Raw genomic sequence first — 17,562 nt, forward strand, 5'->3', positions numbered from 1 at the left:
TAAATTTATACACAAAAAGACATAAGATATACATAATATTTTATTATAATTAATTATAATCACAAAAGGAGAAATATATGAAAATCACTATAAAAAGTTTAATAATTAGTGCAACTCTTGGTTCACTATTATTTACTGGTTGTGGAGATACAAAAGTGGAAGATAAAAAGCCTTCTTCAAAAACTGAAAATGCTGGACCTGAATATACACTTAAATTTTCACATGTTGTAAGTGCGAATACACCAAAAGGAAAAGCGGCCGATTTTTTTGAAAAAAGACTAGAAGAGCTTTCTGGTGGTAAAATTGATGTTCAAGTTTATCCCTCTTCTCAACTTTATAAAGATAATGCAGTTCTAAAAGCTTTAACTTTAAATTCTGTTCAAATGGCAGCACCATCTTTTTCTAAGTTTGGTAAAATTGTTCCTCAACTAGCACTATTTGATTTACCATTTTTATTTAATGATATTGACCAATTACATAGAGTTCAAGACGGAAGTGTAGGTCAAAAATTAAAACAAATGATTGATGATAAAGGCTACATTGCATTAAACTTTTGGGATAATGGATTTAAACAATTTTCTTCATCAAAAGTACCAATAATCATGCCAAAAGATGCAGAAGGTCAAAAATTTAGAATCATGTCTTCTAAAGTTTTAGAAGCACAATTTAAAGCAGTTGGTGCAAATCCACAAATGATGCCTTTCTCTGAAGTTTATTCTGGTTTACAACAAGGTGTTATTGATGGTGCTGAAAATCCATTTTCAAACATTTGGACTAAAAAATTCCATGAAGTACAAAAATATCTAACTGTTTCAAATCATGGGTACCTAGGTTATTTAGTTGTAATGTCTAAAAAGTTCTGGGAATCATTACCTGAAGATTTACAAAAAAATGTTGTTCAAGCTATGAATGAGGCTACAATTAAAGAAAGAGAATATGCTCAAGAATTAAATAATTCTCAATTTGAAAAAATTAAAGAGTATGCAAAAACAACTGGAAAACTTGAAATATTCGAATTAAGTCCTGAACAAAGAGCTGCTTGGAAAGAAGCTGTTAGTAAAATCTACCCTGAATTTTATGATAAAGATTTAATAGGTGAAGATTTAATTAATGATGCTCTTAATACAAAATAAAATGGAGATATTATGATAATAAGACTTCTAAGTAAAGCAATAGGTCACATTAACCAAAAAATAGCTGTATTTGGTATGGTTATTGGAGTTTCTATTGCATTTGTTAATGTTGTAGCAAGATATGTTTTTGATGCATCATTAACTTGGGCAACAGAATTAAGTGTCGATTTATTATTATGGAGTGCTTTTTTTGGAGCAGCTTATTGCTTTAAAAAAGATGCACATATTGCAGTTACTATTCTTTTAGATAGTATGCCTTCAAAAGTTGCAAAAGGAATGCTACTTATTTCTCATCTAGTTACATTAGTATTTTTAGTTGCTGTTTCTTATTATGGACTTCAATACATTACTCAAGTAGTTTATCCTTTAGATGAAAGATCAATTGATTTATGGAATCTTCCTATGTGGATAGTTTATTTAGTTATTCCAGTTTCATTTCTTTTTGGAGCTTTTAGAGTTGCAGAAAGAATTCACGCAATTTTATCAACAAATCATGAAAATATATTAAAAGAGAGTGAAGCTGAACAAGTTTTAGCAGGTATGGGAATGGGTGCTAAAGAGCATAAAGATAATGAAAATGTTAAACATCTAAATGAGATGGTTAAAGAAGTTGAAAAGAAAACAGGAGGAATGCTATGAGTATAGCTGTATTATTTGGAATATTTTTCTTTTTAGTACTTATTGGAGCTCCAATTGCTATTTGTTTAGGGGCTGCTACATTTACTACAATGATGTTATTTACTCCAATATCACCTATTGAAGTTTCTTCAATGATGTTCGAGAAAGTTGATCATTATTCACTTATGGCAATTCCAATGTTTATTCTAGCTGGTAACTTACTGAGTAAGGGAAGTGCCGCGCAGAGAATTATTGAATTTGCTAAGTCAATTGTAGGGCACTTACCAGGTGGATTACCTATTTCAGCTATTTTCGCATCTATAATTTTTGCTGCTGTTTCTGGTTCTTCTCCTGCAACTGTTGTTGCTATTGGTTCTATTATGTTTGGTGCTATTATGCAAGCTGGTTACCCTAAAAAGTATGCTGTTGGTACTATTGCAACTGCTGGAAGTTTAGGTATTTTAATTCCACCTTCAATTGTATTAATCGTATATGGTGTTACAGCTGAAGTTTCAATTGGAAGACTTTTTATGGCAGGTGTTGTTCCCGGTATTTTATTAGGAATCATGCTTATGGTTGTTACATATATAGGAGCTGTTAGATTAGGATTTCAAAGAGAAGAACCTCAGCCTTTTAAAGTAAGACTTGCAAAAATGAAAGATGCATCATGGGGACTTATGACAATTGTTATTGTAATAGGTGGTATCTATGGTGGTATCTTTACTCCAACTGAAGCTGCTGCTGTTGCTGCTGTTTGGGCATTCTTTATTTCTGTATTCATTTATAAAGATATTAAATTATCTGAATTTTATACAACAACACTAGAATCAGCTAAAACAACTGCAATGATTATGTTTATTATTGCAAATGCAATGTTATTTGCTCACTTCTTAACTATTGAGAATATTCCACAAATGATTACAAATGCATTAGTTGAAGCAAATGTTGATAAATATATGTTCTTACTTATGGTGAATGTTCTTTTAATTATCGCTGGGTCATTTATGGAACCTAGTGCAATTATTATGATTATGGTACCTTTATTACTTCCAGTTGCTGTTGCACTTGGAATTGATCCTATTCACTTTGGTATTGTTATTACTATCAATATGGAGCTTGGAATGGTTTCTCCACCTGTTGGTTTAAACTTATTTGTTACATCAGGACTTACAGGAATGTCTATAAAAGATGTTATAGTTGCCACTTTACCTTGGACATTGACTATCTTTGTAGGACTAATGCTGGTTACTTATATACCAGAAATTGCCCTATTCTTACCAAATTTGATGTATGGTGGATGATAAATAATTCAATAAAACAAAAAAGGGATAGAAACTTTTCTATCCCTTTTTTTATGTGAATATTTTCTTAATTATTTAGGAACAGTAATTACAAATTTTGCACCATTTTTTGTATTACGAACTCTTAGTTTACCTTTCATATTTTTATCAATAATTATTTTTGACATATATAGACCAATACCTGTTCCATCACTATCACTTTTTGTTGTGAAATATGGTTCAAATATTTTACTTTTAGGATTTACTTTTACTCCCTCACCATTATCTTCTATAGATAAGAGAATGTAATTTCCCTGCTCTTCAGCATAGATTTTAATAATTGGATTTTCAATATTATTTTGGATTAAAACATCTTTTGCATTTGAAATTATATTTAATAATACTTGTTCGTATTCGTTGAGAAATGTATTTAATTTTAAATCATCTCCTACATCGATTTGAACATTTATGTTATTATATTTCAAGGCTGATGATATTATGGTCATAACTGAATTGATTGCATCTTTTAAATAAAACTCTTCTTTATCTTTTGTTGGCATAAAGAAATTTCTAAAGTCATCAATAGTATGAGACATATAATCCAATACAACTTCTGCTTCTTTAGATTTTTTATCCATTGTTTCTTTATCTAATTTATCCATACCATGTTTAAATTTTATGTTCATAAATATTGAAGAGAGTTCAGATAGTGGTTGTCTCCATTGGTGAGCAATATTTGATATCATTTCACCCAAAGCAATAAACTTAGATTTTTGCACAAGTAATTGTTCATGCTCTCTATTTTTTTCTAACTCATCAGAAACTCTTTTTTCTAAAGTCTCATTCAACTCAATTAGTGCATCAGATTTTGCTTTCACTTTTTCCCTATACTCTTTAAAAAAGTCATCAATTCTTTCACTTAGAAGTATAGTTAAAACAATTCCTATAGATAAAAATAGTACAAATAATAATACAGTTTGTATTATTTGAGTTTTAACCCTACTTTTTAAATCTTCTTTTTTCTTAGCAATATCTTTTTCAATGTCATCTGTATAAACTCCAACAGCTATAACCCAATTCCAAGTTGGATAAAGTTTAAAATAGGTAATTTTTTGTCTTACTTGATCAGAAGAGAATTTTTTATATACATATTGGGTAAAAGATTCCCCTTTAACCTTTATATCATTTAAAAAATCTTGTCTAAATTTCTTTCCATTTGCATCTTCATAATTTGCTGAAATAACTGTTCCTACAATATCCAATCTATTTGGATTGACTAATAGTTTTGCAAACTTATCACCCCCATTAAAATCCAAAATTTCATATACAAAAATATAATTACTTCTTTCCCTTTCAAAGGAAATATTATTTAAAAGTCTTATTGTCTCTTCTTTTAATTCTTCTTCTGTGCTACCGCTTTTCGTAGCATTGTAATTTATAATATCAATTACAACATTTATCTCTTTTTTTAGAAGAGCTTTTTGATGTGAATAGTAATCATGAACAAACTTATTTAACTCCATATCAAAGTCAGCGTAAGTATTTTTTACATAAAAATATGATATAAGAGTTATCATAGTTGTCATAATAACTATAAATATATATATGATTATTCTGGATATGTTTTTTTCGGTTACAAAACGCAAATTTACTCCATTTTTTTAATTATATATTTTAACATATCTTTTATTACAAGGTATCCTATGGATTATAATCTAGTAAACCAACTTAGAAGTTTCACTTTACTTTATGCCGAAGATGAAATTGGTATTCAAAATAATATTTTTGAGATTCTTGATTGTATGTTTAAAAACATATATCTAGCAAAAGATGGAGAGGAAGCTTATAAGCTATACTTAGAGAAAAAACCTGACTTAATAATTACAGATATTAAAATGCCAAAAATGACAGGACTCGAACTAGTCAAAAAAATCAGAGAATCTAATCCAAAGGTGCGAGTAATAATTACTTCTGCACATACTGATTTAGAATATCTTTTAGATGCAACAGAACTTCATTTAGTAAAATATATAGTAAAACCAATAACAGAAGAGAAACTAAGCCTTGCATTAAGAGCTTTTATAGATAGTTTTGAAAATAGCACTATTTTCAACCTCATACCTTTATGGGTTTATGATGAGAGTAAAGCATTAGTAAAAGGTCCAAGTGAAGAGTTTATACTTACAAAAAAAGAGAATATCTTTTTAAAAATGCTTTTAGTAAAGGGTAGAATCATCACTTACCATGAGATTGAAAATATTCTTTGGGAAGAGACTTCGGTTATGACACAAAATGCCCTAAGGCTATTTATCAAAAATTTACGGAAAAAACTCCCTAAAAATATATTAAAAAATATTCAAGGCACAGGATACAGATTAAATATCTAATCCATTTTGTCTTATTTTTTTCAACTCTATAAAATATCCATTTGATAAATATACTATAAAAAATACAGCAGAAAAAAGTGCTATAAAAGGTATCATTGACATAAAATATAATATCAAAGTTCTAAATCTAAATAGATTTTTTTTACTAGTATATATCTCAAAATATTCCCTAGAACTCAACATTGTAGATGTAACATCAAAATTCAAAAGCTTATGAAAAAAGTAGTAAATAGGTAAATTAAAAGCAATAATATTTACTAAAGGTATAAAATACAAAGGAATAAAAAGTATAAATAATAACATCATCACAACTAAACTTTTAAAAGCAACCCAAAGTGGAGAAATAAGTGAGCCATGACCTTTTAATACTAAATCAGGATAATGCCTTTTTCGTAAAGTCTCTATAATCATAGGAGTTAAAAATCCAATTATTATCAAAGTTGTAAAAATAGAAAAAAACAATATAAAAAATGTACCTACAGTAAAAAGTAAAAATCCAGCTAACCAAGCAGTTACAGAATAGTGTAAAAGAAAAGTTAAAACATTGACTGCCCAAACATAAAAAAATGGAGCATTTGGATCAACTGTAAATTCTTCTCCATTTTGTACTTGAATAATCACTTGGTCAAGTGAAGAGAGACTATAATCTGCAAAACCCATAAATATAAGAATCATAACAACAACTGTCACCAAAAGAGGAATAATAGCAATTTTTAATATTCCAGGGGTAAAAAAATCTTTTAAACTTCTTTTTATCAATTCTACTTCATTCAATCCAAATCCTTATTTATCAAATCTCGTTCTAAAAGAACATTTTTGGCAAAGTTCTTCTAAAACTATACCTTTTTTAAAACCATCTTTTATATCATGTACTCTTTTTGATTTTAAAATATTTTCCAAACCATTTTCAAAAACATTTCCTAAATCTATACAGGCATCTTTATCCAAACAGCATGGAACAGCTGTTCCATTTGCTAATATTCCAAAATGAGAGTCCAAACCATAACAAAAGCCCTTATCAGAGACAAATTCATTTTCCAAACTTGGCCACTCAAAATAATCGTCAAAATTGAAAAATATCTTCCTTGCAACTCTTATATTTTTTGGTTTTGCCACATAAAATTCATCAATATTTAAAGTCAAATCAAAGTATTCAAAAGCTTTTTCAAAAACTTTTCTATTGAACTCTTTTGCACTTTTTTCTTCATCAAAATTCCAGATTCTCAAATTTATGAAAAATTCAACTTCTTTTTCCAAGGCATATTTACAAAAATCAAAAATAGGAGTTAAATATTCATCTAAACTCTTTTTATGAGAGTTTCCATTATATGAATTAATTGAAAAATTTATTTGTTTGATTGCACTATTACACAATGTTTCAAATTGTTCTTCTTTTAAGTTATATGCAGTAGTTGTAAGATTGACTTTTAAACCATGTTTTTTACTTATGTCCAAGTATTGATTTAAATTTGATACAACTAATGGATCACCAACTACATGGTATGCTAACTCTTTTGTAACACTTGAAAGTTCACTATTTATCTTTTCAAACTTATCTAAACTCATTGTTGTACTTGGTAAGTTTTTTGGAGGACAAAATGAACATTTTAAATTACAAATATTAGTTATTTCTATATGGACTTTTTTAAACTTTTTTATGTTTTACCTTTAAATTAATTATTGATTTAGCAATACAATTGAGATATTATACACTATTTGATATAATCACACTTTTAAAATATAAAACTAAAAGGAATAGTTATCAAAACTTTCAACACAATAAAACTTTGTTCAGAAATTTTAAAAGCTCTTGAAGAAGAAGGATATGAGAAACCAACTGAAGTTCAAGAAAAAGTAATACCTGTATTACTTAAAAATAGTGATGTAATTGCAACTGCACAAAGTGGTACAGGTAAAACTGCTGCCTTTGTACTTCCTATTTTACAAAAACTTTTTGAAACAAAAGATAATGATTCTACAAATAAAAGAGTTCTTAGAAGTTTGATTTTAGTTCCTACACGAGAATTAGCAAAACAAATAGAAAAAAGTATCTCACATTATGGAAGATATTTAGACATAAAACAGACTATTGTTGTGGGGGGATTAAGTCATAAAGAGCAAATTAGAAAAATAAATGCTGGAATTGATGTACTGGTTGCAACACCAGGAAGACTGCTTGACCATATAAAAACAAAATCTGTAAACTTATCAAGTATAAATAATATAGTTCTTGATGAAGCTGATACTATGCTTGAAATGGGATTTTTAAAAGATATTGAACTTATATTTTCTCAATGTGCAAAAACAAGGCATATAGGAATGTTTTCTGCAACTATCAATCAAAATATTAAAAAACTTGCAAAAGAGTTTTTACAGAAACCAGTTGTAATAGAAGTTTCTTCACAACGATCAAGTGTGGATATAATTGACCAACAAATATATTTAATGGATGAAGACAAAAAAATAGAATTTTTATCATATCTAATTGGTTCAGAGAATTGGGAACAAGTTTTAGTATTTGTAAATACTAAACTAAAAGCGGACGAGATAACAAAACAGTTCAATTTAGATGGGTTAAAAACAGCTTGTATCCATGGAGATATTAAACAACCAGTTCGAGCAAGAGCACTGGAAGGCTTTAAAGATAAGACTCTAAGAGTACTTGTAGCAACTGATATTGCAGCAAGGGGAATAGATATAGAACTATTGCCAAATGTAGTGAATTTTGAACTACCTGAGACGACAGTTGATTATACACATAGAATAGGAAGAACAGGACGAGCTGGTAATCCAGGGGTCGCTACTACATTATTATGTGTAAAAGAGTATGTACAAATGGCTGAGATAGAAAAAGAGCTAATAATAAATGTACCAAGACTTACACATGATGAATATGAGCTAAATGAAAAACAACCAAGAGTTGCAAGATTTAAGACACAATCACTTAGTCAGAAAAAAGGTTTAAGAGATAATAAAAATAAAAAACCTAAAGATAAAGCTCAGTTACCAAAAAAAGCAGCAAAAAAGAAAAAAACAACAAAAAGAGATGCAAATAGAAGCTTTGGGAGATAAAATATGATGGATATGATTTTAAATGAAAATGATTTAGTAGTAGGTGCAAGTTTTGAAAATGGAACAATTCAAGACTATGTTGATGAAGCAAACACCTATGGACTAATAAGAATAGAAGATACTACTGTAAACTGGTTTTTACATAATCAAGATGATGCAAGTGATGAGATGCAGGAATTATATGAAAAAGTAACTGCTAGTGAAAACCATTATATCAAAAATGATTTTGGTGAAGAGGTTGTACTTTTTGATAAAAAAGGAACTGTTTCATTTGAAGATTTTATTGAAAAAATAGATGAATACTTGGATGTTGAATTAGTAAATGCTTTATAGCAATTTACTAATTTAAATTTTCATTCTTTTTAATATCTCAAAAGTTTTACTAACATCATAAGTAGCACTGTGATGTTTACTTTCATCAAACTCAATACCATAATAAAAACACACTTCATCTAAAGTTGGATTTTTAATTTTGGCATTTTTATTTAAAGCTTTTACAATATGCTTATTCTCTTTCATTGTACAAATATGATTTTTAAAATTTACAATTTGTCTTAAATGACGAAGCTCAAAACTAATATTGTGAGCAACCAGTGTTTCTGCTCCACCACAAAACTCTACAAACTCTTCATCTTCTTTAAAATAAGAGGCATAAGAGGAGTTTTGTCTAATTTTTAGTATAGCTTCAGGGGAAAGTTTATGAACCTCATAAGAGAAAGGATTCACAGGATAACGAGAGAGATAGTATCTATGAAACTTATCACAAACTGTATATTCTCCATTTACTAACTCTAATTTTACAGCTGCTGCTTCTATAACATCATGTTCATTATGGCTATTTGTTTCAAAGTCTAAAATTATCATCTAACAACTAAATCTTTTGTTTCAAAAGAAGAGGGAATAGAGAAATAAAAACCTTGAGAGTATTCTATTCCTAAAGACTCTATTTTATCAAAAATCTCTTTGCTACTAACATATTCAACTATTACTTTTATATTGGCTTCTTTTGCAAAGGCTACAATACTTTTTACCAATAAAAAGGATACATCATCTTCAAGTATTCGTTTAATAATATTTCCATCAATTTTTATATAATCAGTTTTTATTTCAGTAAGATAAATAAAGTTTGAATATCCACTTCCAAAATCATCTATATAAATCTTATATCCCAACTCTTTTAACATAGATAGGTTTTCTTTTGCATCAAGACAAGTCATAATATCTTCATTTTCAACTAACTCTAAACCCAACCTGTTTGATACGCTTCTATCTTCTGCATAAGTTATTAAAATACTTAAAATAGAATCATTTATTATATCTTGGGGATTTAGATTAACATTGATTTTGATTTTTTCATCTTCTAAAAGTCTTTTATAACAAATATCTAAAACACATTTTGTAATATTTCTTAAAATAAATGTACCACGAATAGCAGGTAAAATTTTATCAGGAGTAATGATTGTTCCATCTTTATCTACTATTCGTAAAAGTGCTTCATAATGTGATATCTCTTTTGTTTGTGTATCAACAATCCCTTGATAAAAACAAATTACTCTATTCTCATCCATTGCCTCATTTATTTCGCTAATAGACAAACAATTAGCAATTTGATCTTCATTTTCATCATAAATTTCAATAGTATTTCTACCTTTGTTTTTTGCACTATATAAAGCAATATCTGCTAGCTTAAAAGCCTCTGAAAAAGTTTTTGATTTAAAAGGAACAAGATTAACTCCAATAGAAACAGTAATATTAATATAATTTTCATTATTGATATAAAATTTATTTTTCTGAATATTTTTATAAATTCGCTCTATTATGTTTAAAGCACTAGCATGGTCATTTCTTCTAGCTTTTGCTAAAATAACAAACTCTTCTCCTCCATACCTAATAACAATATCTTCTTTAGTTCTTGTAGATTTTAGAATTATTTTTGCCACATCTTTTAATATCTTATCTCCAATATCATGCCCATAAGTATCATTTACTCTTTTGAAAAAATCTATATCAAGGGTAGCTAAAACATAATCATTTAAATTAATAAAATCTTCTGATTCTTGTAAATAGTTTCTATTATAAACATTTGTTAACTTATCAATATAAACTACTTTTTTCATAACACTATATTTGAATGTCTGAATAATTAAGATTATTAAGAAAATAAAAGTAATAAGAATAATTCCAATAATTACATTTTTGATTACAGTAATCATCTCATTGATATCTTCAATCTTATTGATTGAAAAATCTATTGCTAAAATAAGTTTCACTTCACCATTTTGAATAATAGGTACAAGGTATGTAATTGATAATTCATGCAAAAGTTTGTGCATTATTAATTGAGGTTCTTTAGTCTTATATAAATTAAACCACTTTTCACTTTCTATATCAAATTTTTGATTTATTGTAGCTTTTTCAGCAGGCTTTGAACCATCAACTAAAAATCTAAATATACCTTTTTCATCTTTATATAAAAGGTATGCATATTTTATATTCTTTGTTAAAAGTATTTTTAGATGTTCTTCTATTCTCTTTTGCAATGTAAAATCTTTTTCTATGTATTTAACATAATCTTCATTTTTAGCATTATTTAATATTCTTTCTATTGAAGTAGCATCATTTCTGGCAATAGAGATAACATCAAAAATAGAAATTTCAACCATTTTCTTTTCAACTTTATTCTCTAATATCGTAATTCCATATAAAAGCAAAAGCAAAAGGGAAGAAATGAATGCAGTTAGAAGTATAATCCTTAAAGGATTTTTTATAAATAACTTATCTTTCATCAAAATCTTCCACAAATTGGTCATAATCTTTTGGTAATTTGATGTGTTCTTTGGTTAATCTTGCTTTTATAAAAACAATATTAGGTCTACTTTTATTCCAAAAAAATGCTCCGAAATATTTTCTATTGGAAAGTAGTTTTTTATAGTTATTAGTAAAGAATAATTTGTTTTTTTGAGAACAACTATTAATATCTTCCTTATTATTTTTAACGAAAACAAAGTTTGAATTTTCACAAGTTTTAGTCAAAAGAAAATATTTAGAATAAACTCTTTTTTCCATATTAGTTATATTTGGAATAAAAAGCCTAATATCTTCATTTAAAGAACTTTTTGCAATTTTTGCAATAATTTTTGCTTCTAATTCAATCTCTTTATCATATTCATTGACTAAAAAAGTATATTGAGAAGAAGAAAATAAAGATGAAATAATACTTAATATTAAGATTAGGCTTTTCATTAGAATACCCATTTCAGTGTCATAGTAACACTTCTTCCATAATCTTTAAGTGCAAAGTCTTTTTTTGTACTTACATCATAAAAAAGAGATTGAGTTGATTTATTAAAAATATTCTCACCCTTTAAACTCAGACTTAAATTTTTAGTTACATTATATGTACTACCAATACTTACATCATAGGCACTACCAACATGAACATCTTTATAAGAATATGAACTTTTGTAGTTTAATGAAGTAAAATACTCAAACCTTTTATACTCTCCCATATACTTAATGTATCCACCATCTTGTGAATTATTTGCAATCTCACTCAAACTTGTTAAATAATAATTAAGTTTTATTTTATCTTGGTTTGCAAAATTATACTCATAATCAAATATCCAACCATCAGTTGTAATTTTGTGATCAACATTTACAAAACCATAAGAAGAAAGATATATAAAATCTTTTATAGTAACATGATCATATGTTATTCCAAATTTTGAGTTATCTGTAGTAAAAACACCTTCAAGAGTGTAGAATCTGTACTTTTGCTCTTTTAATTCTTTGTTAGAAGGTAAAGCAAAATCTATACTATAAAAATCTTGAGGTACAGTTGTTATTGTATAAAAACTTTTTAGACCAAAATTTTTATAAGGGGTATAAATAGTTCCTATTCTATAATTACTATTTGTAGAATCTTTTAAAAATCCTTTTCTTTTGTATTTATCATACTTTGCATTTCCTATAATTATTAAATCATCTTTTATTTTATAATCATCTTGAAATAACACAGAATAAACACTCTCTTCATTAAAGTTGTTAAACTCTCCTACATCAATAGAAGTATTTGAATTAATAAGAGTTCTATTATTTACTTCATACTTTTTATTTTCCATGCTTAGTGCAGCTAAAAAGTTATTGTTTTTATAATTAAATGTTTTTGATAAATATGCATTTGTTTTTGTTAGCTTTAAATCTTCATTATATTTTGTAATATTTTGTAAAGGAGAAAAAAGATAAGGAATAATTGTAATGCCTTCCTTATTTTCTTCTTCATATTTTCTATTATTTTTCCCAATTGAAAAATTAAATTTTATTGATTTATCATCTAAAAAATACTTGGTAACATCTAAAAAATAGTTTTTTGAATATATTTCACCACTGTTTGGAGTTATATCTTTTGAGAATCCCATATAGTTATCTTTTCTTAAATCACTATACCCAACATTGATACTTGTTGTTTCATTCTTTACATCTAAGTAAAGATATCTCCTATGAGAATCATTTGAAAGTTTTCTGTCTTTATAATCGGACTCATCTCTTATTTTTGTATTATTTAAATATATTAAATATGACCAATCTGTACCTAATTGAGATGAATAAGTAAATCCATTTGAATTTGTATGATTATTAGAAATTTGAGAAGTAATTTCAGCACCATTTTCTTTTTCAGGATTTTTAGTATAAAGTCTTATAAAATATACTCCACTATCATTTCCAAGAGAAAAAGAACTTTGTCCATAATATATCTCAACATGGTCAATAAAATCTAAAGGTAAATCACCCCAAATAATAAAGGGTGATTTAGTTTGAGCTGAGCTTATTTCATGGTCATTTATAAAAAACCTAAAAAATCCACTAACAGTTGTTTTACTTCCTGCAAGGGATGGATTAGATACTCCATATCTATTTTTATTTAGTGTAAAAAGGGGAAGTTCTTTTAAGATATCACTTAATTTATGGTATTGCATAAGTTTCATCTCTTTTTGCGAATAAATACGAACATGCCCCATTTTCTCATCTACAGTTTGCAATGAGTTTTCAGTGGTTTTTTCATATTGATCAAGTAAAGATTCTAAAGTACTTGAAAATAATGTTGAAAGAAATAAAAAAAGCAATAATAATATTTTCATCTAATACCTAGTTTTGTAGTCATATACGCACATAAAGCCAAATTTTAGCCAAAATAAATTTAATTGTTTATTTAAAACATTTAATGTTGCATAATATGAAACTAGAAATAATTAGTTTCATTTTAAATTCTAAATTAAAACTTTATGATATATCATTTATCAATAATAAAAAGGAGAAATATTATGTCAAAAAAAATATTGATTATTGCTGGAGATTTTGTTGAAGATTATGAATTAATGGTACCATTTCAAGCTCTTTTGATGTTAGGACACACTGTTGATGTTATTTGTCCAGATAAAAAAGCAGGTGATCAAATAAAAACTGCAATTCATGATTTTGAAGGTGATCAAACTTATACAGAGAAACCAGGGCATAAATTTGCTTTAAATGCTACTTTTGATGAAATAGATGAAAATAGTTATGATGCACTTCTAATTCCAGGAGGAAGAGCTCCTGAATACATCAGATTATATCCTAGAGTTTTAGAAATAGTTCAAAACTTTAATTCAAAAAATAAACCAATAGCTTCTGTTTGTCATGGTATTCAAGTATTAGTTGCTGCTGGAATAGTCAAAGATAGAACTTGTTCTTGTTATCCAGCTTGTTCTCCTGATCTTACTACAAATGGTGGGAAATGGGCAGATATTGGGTTTGAAGATGCTTATGTAGATGGCAACTTAGTTACAGCTGCTGCATGGCCTGCTCATCCAAAATGGCTTGCAAAATTCAATGAACTTCTAGCTTAAATTTTCAAAATAACAGAACTTTAAAAATAGTTCTGTTATTTGATATAATAAACAAAAAGAGTTCTATTATGTCAACTAACAAATCTTTTACAAAAGGTTTACAAGTTTACAAAGAAATTGTGAACTATGATAAACCTATTTTAGCAAAACAACTATGCAAAAAACTAAACATAGAAAAAAGTACCATGTCAAGATTACTAAAAACACTTGAAGAAGAAGGCTTTATAACTCACTTAGAGAAATCAAATGAAATAATTGCAACTGATATAATAAAACCAATAAGTTCAAAGACAAGAATAGAACTTATAGTAAATAAAACAAACTCCCTACTAGAAGAGATATATTCAATTACTAATGAATGTTCTTATTTAGGGGTCTTTGACAATTACAAAGTTTTATACATAAATCAATTTGACAATTCAGATAGGATAATTAAAACAAGAAATAAAATAGGTCTACAAGCTCCTTTACACACAAATGCTTTGGGTAAATCAATCCTAGCTTTTGGAAATTTTGATTTAGAAAAAGTAAAATTAAACTCATATACTCACAATACTATTACAAGTCTAAAGAGTCTAGAAGATACTTTAAAAGAAGTTAGGGAAAATGGTTATTCTATTGATGATAAAGAGTATCAAGATGGTATGAGGTGTGTTGGTGTTCCTTTATTTAATCATGAGAATATTTTAATTGCTTCTGTTGGTATTTCTGGTACCAAGGATAGATTGACTTTGGATAAATCCCATGAATATGGGAAGATGATTTTGGATATTGTTAGTCGGTATTCTATTGTTTTGTAAAAGTTTCTTTCACTCTTGAAAACCTAAAGGTTTCCGCTCTTCTTACTTTTTGGTCTCGAAAAAGTAAGCAAAAAAGACTGCCGAGTTGATGAAGGCAAAGCTCCCTAAGATTTCAGTCTTTTTTTTCTGCGTTGTGGAACTCCTAAATAATGACCATTTAGGTCATTATTTACTCAAACAGTCCTCACTGTTCCCCGAAAAAAAAGTCTAAAATCTTAGCTTCATCAAAGGCAGAAAAAAAAATCCCTTCGGTTGTTAGTTCTCTTGTATCACCTTAATATTAATTGGAGTAAGTAAAAGTTTGGAATCTAAACAAATCAAAAATGTAAATGTCCTTATCCCACCTTTGTTCCCAACATTTGCAAAAGCTGAATGTTTATTTCTCTTTTCGGGAAAGACTTGTAACTGTTTGAACATAACAAATATTCTAATAGCATATTTTTAAGTGAGTTTTACAAGTCAGATGCCGAAACGAAGTGACTAAATTCTGGTACAGACAAAAGATAAATAATAAGTGAGGTAATCCAAAGGGCTTTTGAAATTTTGTTGGTAATTTTGCTTACTTTGTTCATATAAAGTAAGAGAAATGAAGACTTTCAAGTATTTATAAAAGTAAAGTGTTCTAAAATACATATACTCTTATAAAGAATACCCTATCCCTAAATCTAATCCTGCTAACTGTATACTTTCATCATTATCATATCTTGTAAATAATAATTCATTTTTCCTTTCTAAACTTACGTTTTTTAACAATCCATATAATTCCATAATATATTCATTATCTTTTAATGTAGGAATATATTTTTCATCAATAATTACTAAAAAATATTCTTTATTTATAAAATCTAAATATTTCAAGATTTCATCTTTCTCAAAAGTTATAACTTGATATAAATACATTATAATTATTGAATCTATAACTTCATTAAGATTTCTAAATTGTAAAAAATCTTCCTTTGTAAAATTAATTTTAGCAAAATTATTTTCTTTCCATAATTCACATACAGTTTGAACTAATTTCCCTCCAAATTTTATTGTATTAACTAAATTTTTATTACTTAATGACAATATTACTTCTTTTGTATCAGAAAATTTTTCAGTTTTAGGAATTTTTATTAGTAATTTTTCTAATTCTTCTAATGTACACAGATATAATAATCTATTTAAAATAAATTTTAATCGTTGAGTATTACTTCGATTTTCAGCACTATTATCATTACTATATTTGAATTGAGATAGTTCATTAAATTTTAATAAATAAAATTCTTTCAAAGAAACCAATTTAGAAATAATTGATTCTGGTTTCATGTAATAAATTTCATATGTAGATAAAAAACCTATTCCACGCATTAAAGATTGTATAAATCTCATATAATTTTTACTTTTAGACTGTTTTTTTATTCTTCTCAGAGGAATATTAAAACCTTGTTTATTTAGCATCTCTTCTAATTCATCAATTTTTAAAGGATGCATAGAAATAAAAGCAGTAATTTCATTTAATATTTCATTAAAATTTTCACTTATTTTATCATTTGATTTTGTAAGAATTTGCCATTCATTAAAAGTTAATTTATCTGTTTTACTTTCATTTATCTTTAATTCAGGAGGTAGAATACCTTTAACAAAATCTTTTATATAATCTTTTTCTTCACCATTACAAATAATAACTATATCATCTACATATCTAAAATAATTATTAGGAAATTTTTCAATCATTTTCTCGTCAAAATATTCAAGATAGATTTGAGCCATTAAGTGACTTAAATCTGGACCAATTGGAATACCAGAAGAAGAACTATTTAAAAGAGAACAAACAATATTATTACTTAGTTTATTAATCTCATCATTTCCTTTTTTTATTTTTTCTAAAAAAATTTTTTTCACATTTTCTTTATTAACTGAAGGATAAAATTTTTGTAAATCCAAAACTAATGCAATTTTTTCACTATTATTATTTAATGCTAAAAGAATTGCTTCATTTCTTTCTCTATATCCATTAAAATAATATTGATAATTTCTTGTTGATTTTTTACTATCTGGTAAAATATAACTATAAACAAAATCTTTATTTTCTAAACATTCCTCATCAACAATTTTTCTCATTAAAAAAGATTCACAAATAACTCCAAAAGCTGATAATGATAACACATCTCGATAAATAAATTCATCTTTTTCTTTTTCTTTATAAAGTTTATTTTCTTTTATACTCCAATATTTACGAACATATAATTTTCTTTTTATATATTCTTCTAAAAGATTTATATCTCCATATTTTTTAGAAAAATTTTCAAAAAAACATCGTACTGCCAAATAGATAATTGGATTTAATGTTTTTGTTTGATTTAATGCTCGAATTGCTACATTATTATATAATTCATTTCCCATTT

The 17,562-nt window shown here is 26.9% G+C and carries 16 protein-coding genes; 8 read left to right on the forward strand and 8 right to left on the reverse strand.

Features of this window, described 5'->3' with window-relative positions:
- Positions 1-77: 77 nt before the first annotated feature.
- From CRU95_RS08385 to CRU95_RS08395, 3 genes are read left to right on the forward strand one after another with little or no spacing between them, the layout of a single operon-like run.
- Entirely contained in the window at positions 78-1,133 is a 1,056-nt protein-coding gene (locus CRU95_RS08385; RefSeq protein WP_129100693.1) for a TRAP transporter substrate-binding protein, read from the forward strand.
- A 12-nt stretch (positions 1,134-1,145) separates the two neighbouring features.
- Complete coding sequence (locus CRU95_RS08390) at positions 1,146-1,772, forward strand: TRAP transporter small permease (RefSeq protein ID WP_129100694.1); 627 nt, start codon at positions 1,146-1,148, stop codon at positions 1,770-1,772.
- Positions 1,769-3,052: a TRAP transporter large permease gene (locus CRU95_RS08395; RefSeq protein ID WP_129100695.1), complete on the forward strand. Its 1,284-nt coding sequence runs from the start codon at positions 1,769-1,771 to the stop codon at positions 3,050-3,052. The genes CRU95_RS08390 and CRU95_RS08395 overlap by 4 nt, the downstream gene beginning before the upstream one ends.
- 71 nt (positions 3,053-3,123) lie before the next feature.
- Here the strand turns inward: CRU95_RS08395 and CRU95_RS08400 are convergent, their stop codons facing one another.
- The gene (locus tag CRU95_RS08400) at positions 3,124-4,617 is read right to left on the reverse strand and encodes a cache domain-containing protein (protein WP_129100744.1); all 1,494 of its coding nucleotides are present in this window, start codon (positions 4,615-4,617) and stop codon (positions 3,124-3,126) included.
- Positions 4,618-4,734: 117 nt separating this feature from the next.
- On the opposite strand from CRU95_RS08400, the gene CRU95_RS08405 reads away from it, so the two are divergent.
- Positions 4,735-5,418 (forward strand): response regulator transcription factor, encoded by a 684-nt coding sequence (locus tag CRU95_RS08405; RefSeq protein WP_129100696.1) that lies wholly within the window; start codon positions 4,735-4,737, stop codon positions 5,416-5,418.
- Here the strand turns inward: CRU95_RS08405 and CRU95_RS08410 are convergent.
- Together CRU95_RS08410 and CRU95_RS08415 are read right to left on the reverse strand one after the other, a co-directional pair.
- The gene (locus CRU95_RS08410; RefSeq protein ID WP_129100697.1) at positions 5,407-6,192 is read right to left on the reverse strand and encodes an EI24 domain-containing protein; all 786 of its coding nucleotides are present in this window, start codon (positions 6,190-6,192) and stop codon (positions 5,407-5,409) included. The two genes, CRU95_RS08405 and CRU95_RS08410, sit on opposite strands and share 12 nt — an antisense overlap.
- A 9-nt stretch (positions 6,193-6,201) precedes the next feature.
- Positions 6,202-7,077, reverse strand: a complete 876-nt coding sequence (locus tag CRU95_RS08415; protein ID WP_129100698.1) for a radical SAM/SPASM domain-containing protein — start codon at positions 7,075-7,077, stop codon at positions 6,202-6,204.
- Between the two features lie 138 nt (positions 7,078-7,215).
- On the opposite strand from CRU95_RS08415, the gene CRU95_RS08420 reads away from it, so the two are divergent.
- Both CRU95_RS08420 and CRU95_RS08425 read left to right on the forward strand, forming a co-directional pair.
- On the forward strand, positions 7,216-8,490 hold the full coding sequence (locus tag CRU95_RS08420; RefSeq protein WP_129100699.1) for a DEAD/DEAH box helicase: 1,275 nt from the start codon (positions 7,216-7,218) through the stop codon (positions 8,488-8,490).
- Positions 8,491-8,493: 3 nt separating this feature from the next.
- Positions 8,494-8,823: a hypothetical protein gene (locus CRU95_RS08425; RefSeq protein WP_129100700.1), complete on the forward strand. Its 330-nt coding sequence runs from the start codon at positions 8,494-8,496 to the stop codon at positions 8,821-8,823.
- A gap of 12 nt (positions 8,824-8,835) precedes the next feature.
- Here CRU95_RS08425 and CRU95_RS08430 read toward each other — a convergent pair whose 3' ends face one another.
- From CRU95_RS08430 to CRU95_RS08445, 4 genes are read right to left on the reverse strand one after another with little or no spacing between them, the layout of a single operon-like run.
- The gene (locus CRU95_RS08430; RefSeq protein ID WP_129100701.1) at positions 8,836-9,354 is read right to left on the reverse strand and encodes a 3'-5' exonuclease; all 519 of its coding nucleotides are present in this window, start codon (positions 9,352-9,354) and stop codon (positions 8,836-8,838) included.
- Positions 9,351-11,276: an EAL domain-containing protein gene (locus CRU95_RS08435; protein WP_129100702.1), complete on the reverse strand. Its 1,926-nt coding sequence runs from the start codon at positions 11,274-11,276 to the stop codon at positions 9,351-9,353. Before CRU95_RS08435 ends, CRU95_RS08430 begins: the two co-directional genes overlap by 4 nt.
- Entirely contained in the window at positions 11,266-11,733 is a 468-nt protein-coding gene (locus CRU95_RS08440) for a hypothetical protein (protein WP_129100703.1), read from the reverse strand. Before CRU95_RS08440 ends, CRU95_RS08435 begins: the two co-directional genes overlap by 11 nt.
- Positions 11,733-13,628 carry a TonB-dependent siderophore receptor gene (locus tag CRU95_RS08445; RefSeq protein ID WP_129100704.1) on the reverse strand — a complete coding sequence of 632 codons (1,896 nt, stop codon included), beginning with the start codon at positions 13,626-13,628 and terminating at the stop codon, positions 11,733-11,735. The genes CRU95_RS08440 and CRU95_RS08445 overlap by 1 nt, the downstream gene beginning before the upstream one ends.
- Before the next feature lie 183 nt (positions 13,629-13,811).
- Between CRU95_RS08445 and CRU95_RS08450 the strand changes: the two genes are divergently transcribed.
- Together CRU95_RS08450 and CRU95_RS08455 are read left to right on the forward strand one after the other, a co-directional pair.
- Positions 13,812-14,375, forward strand: coding sequence for a DJ-1/PfpI family protein (locus CRU95_RS08450; RefSeq protein ID WP_129100705.1), 564 nt, complete (start codon positions 13,812-13,814; stop codon positions 14,373-14,375).
- A gap of 68 nt (positions 14,376-14,443) precedes the next feature.
- Complete coding sequence (locus CRU95_RS08455) at positions 14,444-15,175, forward strand: IclR family transcriptional regulator (protein WP_129100706.1); 732 nt, start codon at positions 14,444-14,446, stop codon at positions 15,173-15,175.
- A gap of 639 nt (positions 15,176-15,814) precedes the next feature.
- Here CRU95_RS08455 and CRU95_RS08460 read toward each other — a convergent pair.
- The gene (locus tag CRU95_RS08460) at positions 15,815-17,560 is read right to left on the reverse strand and encodes an RNA-directed DNA polymerase (RefSeq protein ID WP_129100707.1); all 1,746 of its coding nucleotides are present in this window, start codon (positions 17,558-17,560) and stop codon (positions 15,815-15,817) included.
- Positions 17,561-17,562 lie beyond the last annotated feature (2 nt).

Origin of the sequence: Arcobacter sp. F2176, from assembly GCF_004116465.1 — a bacterium.
In the GTDB taxonomy this organism is placed as follows: Bacteria; Campylobacterota; Campylobacteria; order Campylobacterales; family Arcobacteraceae; genus Arcobacter; species Arcobacter siniprincipis.

Coding starts and splice junctions, on each gene's coding strand:
- CRU95_RS08390 (WP_129100694.1), top strand. CDS start 1,146: ATGATAATAAGACTTCTAAGTAAAGCAATAGGTCACATTAACCAAAAA.
- CRU95_RS08425 (WP_129100700.1), top strand. CDS start 8,494: ATGATGGATATGATTTTAAATGAAAATGATTTAGTAGTAGGTGCAAGT.
- CRU95_RS08395 (WP_129100695.1), top strand. CDS start 1,769: ATGAGTATAGCTGTATTATTTGGAATATTTTTCTTTTTAGTACTTATT.
- CRU95_RS08385 (WP_129100693.1), top strand. CDS start 78: ATGAAAATCACTATAAAAAGTTTAATAATTAGTGCAACTCTTGGTTCA.
- CRU95_RS08460 (WP_129100707.1), bottom strand. CDS start 17,560: ATGGGAAATGAATTATATAATAATGTAGCAATTCGAGCATTAAATCAA.
- CRU95_RS08440 (WP_129100703.1), bottom strand. CDS start 11,733: ATGAAAAGCCTAATCTTAATATTAAGTATTATTTCATCTTTATTTTCT.
- CRU95_RS08405 (WP_129100696.1), top strand. CDS start 4,735: ATGGATTATAATCTAGTAAACCAACTTAGAAGTTTCACTTTACTTTAT.
- CRU95_RS08400 (WP_129100744.1), bottom strand. CDS start 4,617: ATGACAACTATGATAACTCTTATATCATATTTTTATGTAAAAAATACT.
- CRU95_RS08435 (WP_129100702.1), bottom strand. CDS start 11,276: ATGAAAGATAAGTTATTTATAAAAAATCCTTTAAGGATTATACTTCTA.
- CRU95_RS08450 (WP_129100705.1), top strand. CDS start 13,812: ATGTCAAAAAAAATATTGATTATTGCTGGAGATTTTGTTGAAGATTAT.
- CRU95_RS08455 (WP_129100706.1), top strand. CDS start 14,444: ATGTCAACTAACAAATCTTTTACAAAAGGTTTACAAGTTTACAAAGAA.
- CRU95_RS08430 (WP_129100701.1), bottom strand. CDS start 9,354: ATGATAATTTTAGACTTTGAAACAAATAGCCATAATGAACATGATGTT.
- CRU95_RS08445 (WP_129100704.1), bottom strand. CDS start 13,628: ATGAAAATATTATTATTGCTTTTTTTATTTCTTTCAACATTATTTTCA.